Source organism: Mycobacterium sp. GA-0227b (assembly GCF_001499855.1).
Classification (GTDB): domain Bacteria; phylum Actinomycetota; class Actinomycetes; order Mycobacteriales; family Mycobacteriaceae; genus Mycobacterium.
Genome location: NZ_LQIK01000002.1, coordinates 223,299 through 236,210 on the forward strand (window position 1 = coordinate 223,299; position 12,912 = coordinate 236,210).

The following is a 12,912-nucleotide window of genomic DNA, read 5'->3' on the forward strand; positions in this document are numbered from 1 at the left end:
GAAGTGAGCGACCTGATATGAGCACCAACGAAGGGTCGCTGTGGGGCGGACGGTTTTCCGGCGGCCCGTCGGACGCGCTCGCAGCGCTGTCCAAGTCGACACACTTCGACTGGGTGCTCGCGCCCTACGACATCCGGGCGTCGAAAGCGCACGCCCAGGTGCTGTTCAACGCCGGCCTGCTGACCGATGAGCAGCGCGACGGCCTGATCGCCGGCCTCGACAGTCTGGCCTCCGATGTCGCCGACGGCAGCTTCGCACCGCTGCCGACCGACGAAGATGTGCACGGCGCGCTGGAACGGGGGCTGATCGACCGGGTCGGCCCGGAACTCGGCGGCCGCCTCAGGGCCGGCCGGTCGCGGAACGACCAGGTGGCCACGCTGTTTCGGATGTGGTTGCGCGACGCGATCAGGCGCGTCGCGGCCGGTGCGCTCGAAGTCGTCGATGCGCTGGCGACACAGGCTGCAGCCCACCCGACCGCGATGATGCCCGGCAAGACGCACCTGCAATCCGCGCAGCCGATATTGCTCGCGCACCACTTGCTCGCGCACGCGCACCCGCTGTTGCGCGACGTCGACCGGCTGGCCGACTTCGACAAGCGAGCGGCGGTGTCGCCCTACGGTTCCGGCGCACTGGCGGGCTCCTCGCTGGGCCTGGACCCCGATGCGATCGCCGCGGACCTGGGCTTCGACACCGCTGCCGACAATTCGGTCGATGCGACGGCATCCCGCGACTTCGCGGCCGAGGCCGCATTCGTCTTCTCGATGATCGCGGTCGACCTGTCCCGTCTCGCGGAGGACATCGTCCTCTGGAGTACAACGGAATTCGGCTACGTCACGCTGGATGACTCCTGGTCGACCGGCAGCTCGATCATGCCGCAGAAGAAGAATCCCGACATCGCCGAGCTGGCTCGCGGCAAGTCCGGTCGCCTGATCGGCAACCTCACCGGGCTGCTGGCCACGCTGAAGGCGCAGCCGCTGGCTTACAACCGGGACCTGCAGGAGGACAAGGAGCCAGTGTTCGACTCCGCCGCCCAGCTGGAGCTGCTGCTGCCGGCAATGGCCGGCTTGGTGGCGACGTTGCGCTTCGACGTCGACCGGATGACCGAACTCGCCCCGCTGGGCTACACATTGGCGACAGACGTCGCCGAGTGGCTGGTTCGCAGGGGAGTGCCGTTTCGCGTCGCGCATGAAGCCGCAGGCGCAGCGGTCCGCGCGGCGGAGGCCCGCGGTATCGGCCTGGAAGACCTCGAGGACGCCGAACTCGCCTCGATCCACCCTGAACTGACACCGCAGGTGCGTGAGGTGCTCACCATCGAAGGCTCGGTGAACTCACGCGACGCCCGCGGCGGCACGGCGCCGATCCAGGTAGCCAAGCAACTCGGCGTCGTCCGCGAGACGGCAGACCGGCTGCGGCTACGTTTGAGCCGATGACCTAGCCGGCAGGGTTGGTGTAGATCCGCCCGGGCCTGATGAGCACCGCGGCGCGACGTTCCTCGGCCATCACCCTGTCGTAGGTGTCCCAATCGTCGTGTGTTCCACCGGCCGCCTTGAAGACATTGCGCAACAAGGTTTTCAGCCCCGCCTCGTCGACGTTCGGATGCGGGTCGTCAGGACCGATGAGCTCGGCCTCACCCTCGACGGTCGCCCACTGCCAACCGGCGCGGGCCACGATCGTGGCGCGCGGGTCGGCGCGCAGATTGTCCAATTTGCGGGAGCCGCCGACGGCGACCGCCCCCACCACCGGATCGCCGGTGACCGGGTGCGGCAGGACTCCGGCGTTGACAACCGACGACTGGATACTGCCGTCGCGACGCAGCGTGCTCAGCACACACAGTCCGTGATCGGCGGCAACCAGGTCGGAAAAGGCGGAGACATCGGCCATGACGGGCTCCTTCCCACCGAGCCAGTCAATCACCCTTCCGCCGCGGCCAGCCAGGCTTCTTCGAGAGAATCCTTGCGTGCCTGCAACTCCTGCAGTTCGGCATTGAGCTCGCCGACGCGGACGTGGTCGGCGGCCGCCTCGGCCATCGCCTCGTGCAACGCTGCGATCCGCGACTCCAGCTTCTCCAACTGACCCTCGATGCGGGCCATCTCCTTGCCGGTGCGCCGCTCCCGCGCCGACGCGGTCTCGCCTTGCGGCGCTTCGGCACGTCCGGAGGCCGACGACGGAGATGCCGCGGCGGCACGGTCTGCCAGGTACTGCTCGATCCCGCCGGGCAACAGGTCGCAGCGGCCGTCGCCGGTCAGTGCATACGTCACATCGGAGACCCGTTCGAGGAAGTAGCGGTCGTGGGTGACGACGATCAGCGTGCCCGGCCAGCCGTCCAGGTAGTCCTCGATGACGGTCAACGTGTCGATGTCCAGATCGTTGGTCGGCTCGTCGAGCAGCAACACGTTCGGCTCGTCGAGCAGCAGCCGCAGGAACTGCAGCCGGCGCCGTTCGCCACCGGACAGCTCCGCCACCCGTGCGGTCAGCTTGTCACCGGTGAATCCGAAATCGCGTAACAGCGTGTCGGCGCTCACCTCCGCGCCGCCCGCCAATTCCGTGATGCGCCTGCGGTTCTCCACGGCGTCGAGTACACGGTCGGAGCCGTCGACTTCGGCCAGCGCCTGGCTGAGATAGCCGATCTTGAGCGTGGCGCCCCGCTTCAGGGTTCCCGCGGTCGGCGCTACCTCACCGGCCAACAACCGCAACACCGTCGTCTTGCCCGTGCCGTTGACCCCGACCAGACCGATGCGTGCGCCGGGCCCGATCGACCAGTCGACCTTGTCGAGGATCACCTTGTCGCCCGCCTGGAGGCGGACGCGGTGGAGGTCGAAAACGTCCTTTCCCAGACGTGTTGTCGCAAAGCGTTGCAACACAAGGGAATCACGCGGAGGCGGTTCGTTGGCGATCAGATCGTTGGCGGCCTGGATCCGAAACTTCGGTTTCGATGTCCGCGCGGGCGGACCGCGGCGCAGCCACGCCAGTTCCTTACGCATCAGATTCTGCCGGCGCGCCTCGGCGCCGGCCGCCAGCCGCATCCGCTCGGCGCGGGCCAGCACGTAGGCCGCATAACCGCCGTCGTACCCGTCGAGGGTGCCGTCGTGCACCTCCCACGTCCGGGTGCACACCGCGTCGAGGAACCAGCGGTCGTGACTCACCACGACGAGCGCCTTGGCTCCGCGTCGATTCAGGTGCTCGGCCAGCCAGCCGATCACCTCGACGTCGAGGTGGTTGGTCGGCTCGTCGAGTACGAGCACGTCGTGCCCGGCGATCAGCACCGCCGACAATGCCACCCGGCGCCGCTCACCGCCGGACAGCCGACCGACCACTGTGTCGAGCGCAACGTCGGCCAACAGGTGGGAAACGACGTCGCGGGTGTCGGGTTCGGCGGCCCAGACGTGGTCGGCCCTGCCGCCGACGATCACGTCGCGCACGGTGGCGTCGGCGGCGAAGTCGTCGCTCTGCCGCAGGTAGCCCACCGACAACCCGGACGTGTGAGTGACCCGGCCGGAATCCGGCGCGCGGGCGAGCGTCAAGATCTGCAGCAGCGTGGTCTTACCGTCGCCGTTGCGCCCGACGACGCCGATCGCGTCGCCGTCGTCGATTCCCAGGCTGACCGCATCGAGAAGCGTCCGCGTGCCGTAGCTCACCGTCGCGCGCTCGACGTTGATCAGATTCGCCATCAGCCGCCGATGATAGGTCGGCCCTCCGAGACCGGGCGCTGTGCCATGATGACGTCGGCAATCGGGGGTAGCGGCGTCGGCTTGAAGGGGAGCGTGCGGTGTGGATCTGTCGGCGATAACCAGGCCGGTCGGGCGGTTGGTGGCCACCGCCCAGAACGGGCTGGAAGTGCTGCGCTACGGCGGCCTGGAAACCGGTGCCGTGCCCTCGCCGTTCCAGATCATCCAGAGCGTCCCGATGTACCGGCTGCGGCGCTACTTCCCGCCCGACAGCAGGCCGGGCGCCAAACCGCCCGGACCACCCGTGCTGATGGTCCATCCGATGATGATGTCGGCCGACATGTGGGACGTCACCCGCGAGGACGGCGCGGTGGGCATCCTGCACAAGGGGGGCATCGACCCGTGGGTCATCGACTTCGGCGCACCCGACAAGGTCGAGGGCGGCATGGAGCGCACGCTCGCCGACCACGTGGTCGCGCTCAGCGAGGCCATCGACACCGTCAAAGAGGTGGCGGGCCGCGACGTCCACCTCGCCGGCTACTCGCAGGGCGGCATGTTCGCCTACCAGGTCGCGGCCTACCGCAGGTCGAAGGACCTCGCGAGCATCATCGCGTTCGGCTCGCCGGTCGACACCCTGGCCGCGCTGCCGATGAACATGCCGGCCAGCATCGCGCCCGCGGCCGCGGACTTCATGGCCGATCACGTGTTCAGCCGGATCGACATCCCGGGGTGGCTCGCGCGCACCGGCTTTCAGATGCTCGACCCGATCAAGACCGCGCAGTCGCGCATCGACTTCCTGCGCCAGCTGCACGACCGCGAGGCGTTGCTGCCGCGGGAGCAGCAGCGTCGCTTCCTGGCCTCCGAAGGCTGGATCGCGTGGTCCGGTCCCGCAATCGCAGAACTGCTCAAACAATTCATCGCGCACAACCGGATGATGAGCGGCGGCTTCTCCATTCACGGTGACCTGGTCACGCTCTCCGACATCGACTGCCCCGTGCTGGCGGTGATCGGCGAGGTCGACGACATCGGCCAGCCCGCCTCGGTGCGCGGCATCAAACGCGCCGCCCCCAGGGCCGATGTTTACGAATACCTCATCCGCTCAGGACATTTCGGGCTCGTCGTCGGGTCGAAGGCGGCCAGCCAGACATGGCCGACCGTCGCGCAGTGGGTCAAGTGGCTCGACGGCGCCGGCGACCAGCCCGAGGGCGTCAACCCGATGGCCCTGCAGCAGGCCGAACCCAACGAGACGGGTGTGTCGTTCAGCTCGCGGGTCGCGCACAGCACCGCTGCTGCCACCGAGATGGCATGGAGCCTCGCCCGTTCGGCGGCCGATGCGGTCGTGACCGCCAACAAGTCCGCCCGGGCGTTGGCCGTCGAGACGGCCCGGACACTGCCGCGTCTGGCCCGGCTCGGCCAGATCAACGAGCACACCCGCATCTCGTTCGGCCGGATCCTGTCAGAGCAGGCCCGTGACCTTCCTGGCGGCGACTGCCTGCTGTTCGACGGCCGAGTCCACACCTACGAAGCCGTGGACCGTCGCATCAACAACGTCGTCCGCGGTCTCATCGATGTCGGGGTGCGCCAGGGGGCGCACGTCGGGGTGCTGATGGAAACCCGCCCCAGCGCGCTGGTGGCGATCGCGGCGCTGTCGCGGCTCGGTGCGGTCGCGGTGCTGATGCCGCCCGACGTCGACCTGCCCACAGCTGCGCGACTCGGTTCGGTGTCGGACGTCATCGCCGACCCGAGCAACCTCGACGCCGCCCGGCAACTCGATATGCGCGTGCTGGTGCTCGGCGGTGGTGAGTCCCGCGACCTGGACGTCCCCGGGGACGCCGATGTCATCGACATGGAGAAGATCGACCCCGATGCGGTCGATCTGCCCGGCTGGTACCGACCGAATCCGGGCCTCGCCCGAGACCTTGCGTTCGTCGGCTTCAGTTCGATCGGCGGAGAACTGGTCGCCAGGCAGATCACCAACGCCCGCTGGGCCATCTCGGCGTTCGGCACCGCATCGGCGGCCAACCTCAGTCGCAGCGACACCGTCTACTGCCTGACATCGCTGCACCATCAGTCCGGGTTGCTGGTCGCGCTGGGCGGTGCCGCCGTCGGTGGCTCGCGGATCGCGCTGTCGCGCGGGTTGCAGCCCGACCGGTTCGTCAAGGAGATCCGCCAGTACGGCGTCACGGTGGTGACCTATACGTGGGCGATGCTGCGCGAGGTCATCGATGACCCGTCTTTCTCCCTGCACGGCAGCCACCCGGTGCGGCTGTTCATCGGTTCGGGTATGCCGACGGGGCTGTGGAAGCGCGTGGTCGACATCTTCAAGCCCGCGCACGTCGTCGAGTTCTTCGCGACCACCGACGGACAAGCTGTGCTCGCCAACGTGTCCGGTGCGAAGATCGGCAGCAAGGGCCGTCCGCTCCCGGGGGGACGGGACCTCGAGCTGGCCGCCTACGACCCCGAAGAAGACCTGATCCTGGAGGACGAGCGCGGGTTCGTACGCCGGGCCGAGGCCAACGAGGTCGGCGTGCTGATCGCCCGCCCGCGGGGACCGGTCGATCCGACTGCGCCGGTGAAACGGGGGGTCTTTGCGCCCGCGGACACCTGGGTGTCGACGGAATACCTCTTCCGCCGCGACGCCGACGGCGACTACTGGCTCGTCGACAACCGCGGCGCGGTCATCCACACCGAACGCGGATGCGTGTTCGCATCGACGGTCAACGACGCCGTCGGATGCCTCGGCGCGGTCGACCTCGCCGTCACCTACGGGGTGCAGACCAAGGACCGCCAGCTCGCCGTCACCGCGCTGGCCCTGTGCCCGGGCGGCAGCATTCCGTCCGCGGACCTGTCGGAGGCGATGGCCGAGCTGCCGGTTGGCGACCCGCCCGACATCGTCCATGTGGTGCCGAAGATGGCGTTCAGCGCGTCGTACCGACCGCTGGTCAGCCCGCTGCGCGCGGAAGGTGTTCCGAAACCGTCGCGTAACGCCTGGTATCTGGACCCCGATACGAATCGGTACAAGCGGTTGACCGTCGCGGTGCGCGCCGAGCTCGCCGACGGCCAATAGCACGACCTGCCGCGGGTGCCGGGCGCTGTTAGGCTCCCGCTGGCGGCAGGTCGCCGGACCGGGCGGCCGCGCCACCGAGCTGGAGGTTTGATGACATCGCGAACCGGTACGCATCGCGACGTCGGGCGTCGCCTCGTCCTGGGCACGCTCGCCGGTGGCGTGCTGGTCGCCGGCCTGCTGACCGGTGTCGCACTGCCCACCGCGGTAGCGCAGCCCGCGGAGCCGACGGTCGAAACCGAGGCCCCCGAGCCCCAAGCCGAGGGGCCGCCGACGCCCTGCACCGGCGAGGACTGCAACAAAGACGACGAGGCCGCGCCCAAGGTGAACGCCGACCAGGTGCTTTCCCTCATTCACGAGGAGTACCGGCAGGGTGACGGCGGCGGTCAGATCTCCAAGCTGATCGACGACGCGGTGAAGCTGCGCCAGCAGGGTTACCGCCCGTCGAACGCGAACGCAGCGGCGCTGGCGGACGCGCTCGAACATCGGCCGAACCAGACGCCGCTCGTCGAAGCGCTCAAGGAGACCATCGCCTATCAGCGCAAGCTGCAGGCGCGGGCCGCCCAGGCCGTGGTGGACAACGGACCCGTCGCCGGCCCGGTGCCCGTCATTCCCGGCATGACCGCCCCGGCCGGCTGATCCGCCGTGGCGTTCGACGCGAAACTTCTCGAAATCCTGGTCTGCCCGCAGGACCGCGGACCGCTGCTGCTCGTCGACCCCGATCAGCCGGAATACCTTTACAACCCACGGCTACGCCGGGCATACCGCATCGACAACGGCATCCCGGTGCTGTTGATCGACGAGGCCGTCGCCGTCACCGACGAGGCCGAGCACCAGCGGATGGTAAACCGCGCGTCAGGGGAAGCCGGGTAGCTCTCCGGTGAGGTATCGCTGGAGGTTCGGCGCGATGGTCTCCGCGATCTGCTCCACCGGCAGTGATCTGAACGGGTCGAGTTCGAGGATGTAGCGGGCCATCACCACGCCCACCAATTGCGAGGCGACGAATTGCACGCGGATCGGCCCACTACCGGGCGGGTCGTCGACACGCGAGCCGACCTCTTTGGCGATCACCTCCTGCAGGAATGTCCGGAACAAAGACGATTCGTTGCCCGCGAGCATCGACCGCAGCGTCGCGATGAAACCCTTGCCCATTTCGGAATCCCACAGCGGCAACAGAAGTGACGGCAGTACGCGGCCGATCTCCTCCACCGGAACCTGCCGCAGCGGGCCGATGACCTGCATCGGGTCGATCGGGATGTGGATCGCCGCGGCGAACAACTGGGTTTTCGTCCCGAAGTAGTGGTGTACCAACGCGGGATCGACCTCCGCCGCTGCGGCGATCGCGCGAATCGAGGTCTTGTCGATTCCGTTGCGGGCGAACAACTCCCGCGCGCTCGACAGAATGCGCTCCCGGGTGTCCGACGGTCCGGGCGGCCGGCCGGGGCGTTTGCGCTCAGCGTTGGTGGTCAACGTCGTCACGGTGTCCTTCGTCGTAGCGTGGCCGCCGCAAGGCACAGCGCCAGAATCGCGAAGCCGATCACGACCGCCATGTCTCGCACCGCGATGAATGTCGGCTCCGAATAGGCGCCGACCTGTCGCAGCGCCTCCAGAGCGTAGCTTGCGGGCAGCACGTTGCTGATCCACTGCAGCCAGTCCGGCAGCACGTCGCGCGGAACGATGATTCCGCACAGCAGAAGCTGCGGGACGATCACCACGGGCATGAACTGCACGGCCTGAAACTCGGTGCGTGCGAACGCGCTACACAGCAGACCCAGACCGACCCCGAGTACGGCGTTGATGATCGCGATCGTGAACACCCACACCGGGCTGCCTTCGGTACTGAAACCGAGGAAGGCATACGAGACGATGCACGCGAGCGTCGCCTGCGCGGCAGCGGCAATCGAGAACGCGGTGCCGTACGCGGCGAGCAGGTCGGTACGGCGCAGGGGAGTGGTCAGGATCCGCTCCAACGTGCCCGAAACCCGTTCGCGCTGCATGGTGATCGACGTGATCAGAAACATCACCACGAGCGGAAACACGCCGAGCATGATCAAGCAGGCGTTGTTGAACGGAGACGGTGTTCCGGGCGGGTGCGGAGCATCCTGGAACATGAAATAGAGCAACGTGATGATCAGGCTGGGCACCACGAGGATCATCGCGACGCTGCGGTGATCGGCCGCCAGTTGACGCAGGATGCGGCCGGTGGTGGCGAGATATGCCTGCGGACTCAACCTGCTTCGGCTGCGGCGGCCGCGGTGCTGTGCCTGATGACGGACAGAAACGCTTCCTCCAGTGACTGACATTCCGTGTCCTCTCGTAGCTTCGTCGGTGTGGTGTGGGTGAGCAGGCGACCTTCGCGCATCAGCAACAACTCACCGCAGTGATCGGCCTCGTCCATCACGTGGCTGGACACCAGCAGCGTCGTCCCATGACTCGCCAAGCGGTGGAACTGCTCCCACAGGTCCACCCGCAATACCGGGTCCAGTCCGACTGTCGGTTCATCGAGGACGAGCAGATCCGGGTGCGAGACGAGGGCGCACGCCAACGAGGCGCGCGTCTTCTGGCCGCCGGATAGGTTGGCGCACACCGCGGTTCGATGGTCGTCGAGCCCGACGGCGGCGACGGCCTCATCGGTGGCCTCGGCGTCGGTCCCGTACAGCGAGGCGAAGTATCGGACGTTGTCGATCACTCGTAGGTCGTCGTAGACCGTCGGATCCTGCGTGACATAGCCAACCCGGTGCCGCAGGTCCGCCGACCCGGCGGGCTTGCCCAGCACCGTCACCGAACCACTGGTGATGATCTGCGTGCCGACGATGCTGCGCATCAGCGTGGTCTTGCCACATCCCGAAGGACCGAGCAGGCCGGTGATGGTGCCCTGCGCGATCCGCACAGTGATGTCGTCGAGGGCCAGGCGCTTACCGCGGACGACCCGCAGATGTGAGATGTCGACGGCCGGCGCGGACGGCGACCCGGGGAATTCATCATGCGATGAAGTCATCATGTGATGAATACTGCGCCCGCTCGTGAGGCCTGTCAAGGGCACCGGCAGAATCGCTTCGGTGAGCGCCGAGTTGCTGTCCACGGATCCACTGACGGCGGCGCGGCGGCTTCTCGGCGCGATGCTGTCCGGGCGCGGGGTGAGCGCGATGATCGTCGAGGTCGAGGCGTACGGCGGGCCTCCCGATGGCCCGTGGCCGGACGCGGCGGCCCATTCCTTTCGCGGGCCGGGACCGCGTAACTCCGTGATGTTCGGACCGGCCGGGCGCCTCTACACCTACCGCAGTCACGGAATCCATGTGTGCGCCAACATCGTGTGCGCCACCGACGGCGTCGCGGGGGCCGTGCTGCTCAGGGCCGCGGCGATTGAAGCGGGCCTGGACGCGGCGCTCGCGCGGCGCGGGGAGCTGGTTCGACCGGTTGCCCTGGCGAGGGGACCGGGCAACTTGTGCTCGGCTCTGGGAATCACGATGGAGGACAACGGGACTGACGTGTTCGCCAAGAAGAGCCCGATCAGGCTGACGCTCGGCGAGCAGCACGCCGCCGCGGAGGGTCCGCGGGTCGGTGTGAGCAAGGCCGCCGATCGGCCCTGGCGGCTGTGGCTCGCCGGGCGTCCGGAGGTGTCGCTGTACCGGCGCAGTCCACGTGCTCCGATGCCGGGTGCGAGCGACTAAGGGCCGGTCGTCATGCAGCAATGCGCGGATGGGCGGCGGTGAAAAGCGCGACAGTCCCGACCATCGTCGTCGTGAACTTCTCGAAGTAGGCGTCGAGGGCCTTTTGCAGGCCGGCGAGGTCGTCTGTGTCGTTATGGAAGGTGCCCGATGCGTTGAATCGGTTCATCGTTCGCCGACCCAACAGGTTGTGGCGAACGCCTACACCCAGGATCGTGGAGCCGAAGAACACGCCATCGGGCGCGAGAGCGTTGGCGACATTTTCGATCGCCAAGGATTTGCCTTCCCAGTCACCCGGAATGCAATGGAGCACATAGTTGGCGGCGATGGAGTCGAACTTCTCGTGCGTGGGGATCGGAGAAAAGATATCCGAATGCAGCAGCCTCGGCGACAGCTTGCGCAGGCGCTTGCCCGCCGTCGCGAGGCTATCCGGGCTCAGATCGAGCAGTGTGAGCTTGGGGTCGCGGCAGGGAAACGTGGTGTGCTGCAGGTACCACCCCGTGCCCGGCCCGATGTCGAGGTGGTTGCAGCGGATGTGCGAGTCGTAATGCTCCAGGAGTCGGCGCCGGGGGCAACGCCACAGCCATCGGTTGTTGAACCTCAAAACGTAGACGTTGTAGATGAAGAGCCCCCGCGCGTTGTAGAACGCCGCTCCTTTGCGAATCTCCAATGGATCCGGCGCTGTCATACGGTGCTCGACTCTCCCTCTCGACTCTCCCTCTCGGCGGCGTTCGCGCTGCGCCATGCTATCGACCGAATGTGCGGATCAGGACGCGGCGCGCTTACCGCGGCGGCCGCTTCTCGTGGTCACCGCCTGCGGGCGAACCGGCTGCGGCCGATCCGTCGCGGTACGAGAAGATCGACACCGTGACGTCTAAGGGCACCCCGGACATTCTCGACGAGCTGCGGTGGCGCGGTTTGGTCGCGCAGTCCACCGACGAGGACGCGCTGGCGGCGGCATTGGCCACCGGACCTGTGACCCTGTATTCGGGTTTCGACCCGACCGCTCCCAGCCTGCACGCGGGCCATCTCATCCCGCTGTTGACGCTGCGCCGCTTTCAGCAGGCCGGGCATCGACCGATTGTGCTCGCCGGCGGCGCCACCGGCATGATCGGCGACCCCCGCGATACCGGCGAACGCACGCTGAACACCGCGGACACCGTGGCGGACTGGGCCAACCGGATTCGCGGTCAACTCGAGCGTTTTGTCGAGTTCGACGGCTCCGCGACGGGCGCGGTGGTGGAGAACAACCTGTCCTGGACGGGGCCGCTGTCGGCGATCGAGTTCCTGCGCGACGTCGGAAAGCACTTCTCGGTCAACGTGATGCTCGACCGCGACACGGTCCGGCGCCGGCTCGAGGGCGAGGGCATCTCCTACACCGAGTTCAGCTACATGCTGCTGCAGGCCAACGACTATGTGGAATTGCACCGGCGCCATGACTGCACCTTGCAGGTCGGCGGCTCCGATCAGTGGGGCAACATCATCGCCGGCGTGAGGTTGGTCCGCCAGAAGGACGGAGCGACGGTGCACGCCCTGACGACTCCGTTGGTAACCGACTCCGAAGGCAAGAAGTTCGGCAAGTCGACCGGCGGCGGGAGCCTATGGCTGGACCCCGAGATGACCAGCCCGTACGCCTGGTACCAGTACTTCATCAACACCGCGGACGCCGACGTCATCCGTTATCTACGCTGGTTCACTTTCTTGACCCCCGCCGAGCTCGCCGAGCTCGAGGAGGCGACGACGGAGCGAGCGCACGAGCGCGCCGCGCAGCGTCGACTGGCCCGCGAACTCACCACGCTGGTACACGGCGAGGCGGCGACGCGCTCGGTCGAGCACGCCAGCCAGGCCCTCTTCGGTCGCGGTGAGCTCGCTGAACTCGACGAACCCACGCTGGGCGCCGCCCTGCGAGAGGCCGCGGTCGCCCAGCTCGAGCCAGGGCAGCCGGACTCGATCACCGACCTCCTGGTGGTCAGTGGGCTCTCCGCGAGCAAAGGGGCGGCCAGGCGGACGATCGCCGAGGGCGGCGTCTACGTCAACAACGCCAGGGTCGACAGCGAGGAGTGGGTTCCGCAGCCCGCCGATTTTCTCCACGGCCGCTGGCTCGTGCTGCGCCGCGGTAAGCGCAACATCGCGGGCATCGAACGGGTCGCGTGAATTCTCAACCGAGACGGGAACAACGAAGAGGGCCGGGGCGTTAGACCCTCTGGTTGGAGTCAACGCACCTTGGTGCGCGTGACAGGTGTCGAGTTGAAATACCCGTCCTATCAGGCCATTTGACTCCTAGTTTTCCCTCACGTACCTTGTTGATTCGTCGCTGCGACACGGGCCAAGCCCGAAGAGCGCGGCGGTTCCCAGAGGGAAATCCCACTTCGGTGGGTTCCTGAGCGTCCGCACTACGAGTACGCGGCTTCAAAGCCGCGGGCTAGTCGCGCGGCCGTGCGGGTGTGTTGTTTGAGAACTCAATAGTGTGTTTGGTGGTTTTTGTTTGTTGTTGTTTTTTGCCTGCCTCTTTTTC

General features: G+C 67.4%; 12 protein-coding genes. 6 read left to right on the forward strand and 6 right to left on the reverse strand.

Features of this window, described 5'->3' with window-relative positions; genetic code table 11:
• Nucleotides 1-17 precede the first annotated feature (17 nt).
• Complete coding sequence (gene argH, locus AU185_RS03735) at nucleotides 18-1,430, forward strand: argininosuccinate lyase (RefSeq protein ID WP_059099340.1); 1,413 nt, start codon at nucleotides 18-20, stop codon at nucleotides 1,428-1,430.
• A 1-nt stretch (nucleotide 1,431) separates the two neighbouring features.
• Here the strand turns inward: argH and AU185_RS03740 are convergent, their stop codons facing one another.
• A complete protein-coding gene (locus AU185_RS03740; RefSeq protein ID WP_059099391.1) occupies nucleotides 1,432-1,881 on the reverse strand; it encodes a TIGR03618 family F420-dependent PPOX class oxidoreductase in 450 nt (149 codons plus the stop codon).
• Between the two features lie 29 nt (nucleotides 1,882-1,910).
• A complete protein-coding gene (locus AU185_RS03745; RefSeq protein ID WP_059099339.1) occupies nucleotides 1,911-3,668 on the reverse strand; it encodes an ABC-F family ATP-binding cassette domain-containing protein in 1,758 nt (585 codons plus the stop codon).
• A gap of 100 nt (nucleotides 3,669-3,768) precedes the next feature.
• On the opposite strand from AU185_RS03745, the gene AU185_RS03750 reads away from it, so the two are divergent.
• The 3 genes from AU185_RS03750 to AU185_RS03760 all read left to right on the forward strand — a co-directional run bounded on the left by AU185_RS03750 (nucleotide 3,769) and on the right by AU185_RS03760 (nucleotide 7,602).
• On the forward strand, nucleotides 3,769-6,732 hold the full coding sequence (locus AU185_RS03750) for an acyl-CoA synthetase (RefSeq protein WP_059099338.1): 2,964 nt from the start codon (nucleotides 3,769-3,771) through the stop codon (nucleotides 6,730-6,732).
• A 90-nt stretch (nucleotides 6,733-6,822) separates the two neighbouring features.
• A complete protein-coding gene (locus AU185_RS03755) occupies nucleotides 6,823-7,368 on the forward strand; it encodes a hypothetical protein (protein WP_156425380.1) in 546 nt (181 codons plus the stop codon).
• Nucleotides 7,369-7,374: 6 nt separating this feature from the next.
• The gene (locus AU185_RS03760) at nucleotides 7,375-7,602 is read left to right on the forward strand and encodes a Trm112 family protein (protein ID WP_059099337.1); all 228 of its coding nucleotides are present in this window, start codon (nucleotides 7,375-7,377) and stop codon (nucleotides 7,600-7,602) included.
• On the opposite strand, the gene AU185_RS03765 is transcribed toward AU185_RS03760, so the two are convergent.
• The 3 genes from AU185_RS03765 to AU185_RS03775 are packed head-to-tail and all read right to left on the reverse strand — an operon-like array spanning nucleotide 7,585 to nucleotide 9,730.
• Nucleotides 7,585-8,199 (reverse strand): TetR/AcrR family transcriptional regulator, encoded by a 615-nt coding sequence (locus AU185_RS03765; RefSeq protein WP_059099389.1) that lies wholly within the window; start codon nucleotides 8,197-8,199, stop codon nucleotides 7,585-7,587. The two genes, AU185_RS03760 and AU185_RS03765, sit on opposite strands and share 18 nt — an antisense overlap.
• A 5-nt stretch (nucleotides 8,200-8,204) precedes the next feature.
• Nucleotides 8,205-9,032: an ABC transporter permease gene (locus tag AU185_RS03770; protein ID WP_082683724.1), complete on the reverse strand. Its 828-nt coding sequence runs from the start codon at nucleotides 9,030-9,032 to the stop codon at nucleotides 8,205-8,207.
• Nucleotides 8,957-9,730, reverse strand: coding sequence for an ABC transporter ATP-binding protein (locus AU185_RS03775; RefSeq protein ID WP_059099336.1), 774 nt, complete (start codon nucleotides 9,728-9,730; stop codon nucleotides 8,957-8,959). The genes AU185_RS03770 and AU185_RS03775 overlap by 76 nt, the downstream gene beginning before the upstream one ends.
• A gap of 58 nt (nucleotides 9,731-9,788) precedes the next feature.
• Here AU185_RS03775 and AU185_RS03780 point away from each other — a divergent pair, with 58 nt between their 5' ends.
• Nucleotides 9,789-10,400: a DNA-3-methyladenine glycosylase gene (locus AU185_RS03780; RefSeq protein ID WP_059099335.1), complete on the forward strand. Its 612-nt coding sequence runs from the start codon at nucleotides 9,789-9,791 to the stop codon at nucleotides 10,398-10,400.
• A gap of 10 nt (nucleotides 10,401-10,410) precedes the next feature.
• Here AU185_RS03780 and AU185_RS03785 read toward each other — a convergent pair whose 3' ends face one another.
• Nucleotides 10,411-11,085 carry a class I SAM-dependent methyltransferase gene (locus AU185_RS03785; RefSeq protein ID WP_059099334.1) on the reverse strand — a complete coding sequence of 225 codons (675 nt, stop codon included), beginning with the start codon at nucleotides 11,083-11,085 and terminating at the stop codon, nucleotides 10,411-10,413.
• A gap of 203 nt (nucleotides 11,086-11,288) precedes the next feature.
• On the opposite strand from AU185_RS03785, the gene tyrS reads away from it, so the two are divergent.
• Nucleotides 11,289-12,551 carry a tyrosine--tRNA ligase gene (gene tyrS, locus AU185_RS03790; RefSeq protein ID WP_172800203.1) on the forward strand — a complete coding sequence of 421 codons (1,263 nt, stop codon included), beginning with the start codon at nucleotides 11,289-11,291 and terminating at the stop codon, nucleotides 12,549-12,551.
• Nucleotides 12,552-12,912: the final 361 nt, after the last annotated feature.

Excerpts from the sequence above, each read along its gene's own strand:
- AU185_RS03785 (WP_059099334.1), bottom strand. The coding sequence starts at position 11,085 with ATGACAGCGCCGGATCCATTGGAGATTCGCAAAGGAGCGGCGTTCTAC.
- AU185_RS03745 (WP_059099339.1), bottom strand. The coding sequence starts at position 3,668 with ATGGCGAATCTGATCAACGTCGAGCGCGCGACGGTGAGCTACGGCACG.
- AU185_RS03755 (WP_156425380.1), top strand. The coding sequence starts at position 6,823 with ATGACATCGCGAACCGGTACGCATCGCGACGTCGGGCGTCGCCTCGTC.
- argH (WP_059099340.1), top strand. The coding sequence starts at position 18 with ATGAGCACCAACGAAGGGTCGCTGTGGGGCGGACGGTTTTCCGGCGGC.
- AU185_RS03740 (WP_059099391.1), bottom strand. The coding sequence starts at position 1,881 with ATGGCCGATGTCTCCGCCTTTTCCGACCTGGTTGCCGCCGATCACGGA.
- AU185_RS03775 (WP_059099336.1), bottom strand. The coding sequence starts at position 9,730 with ATGATGACTTCATCGCATGATGAATTCCCCGGGTCGCCGTCCGCGCCG.
- AU185_RS03770 (WP_082683724.1), bottom strand. The coding sequence starts at position 9,032 with ATGTCAGTCACTGGAGGAAGCGTTTCTGTCCGTCATCAGGCACAGCAC.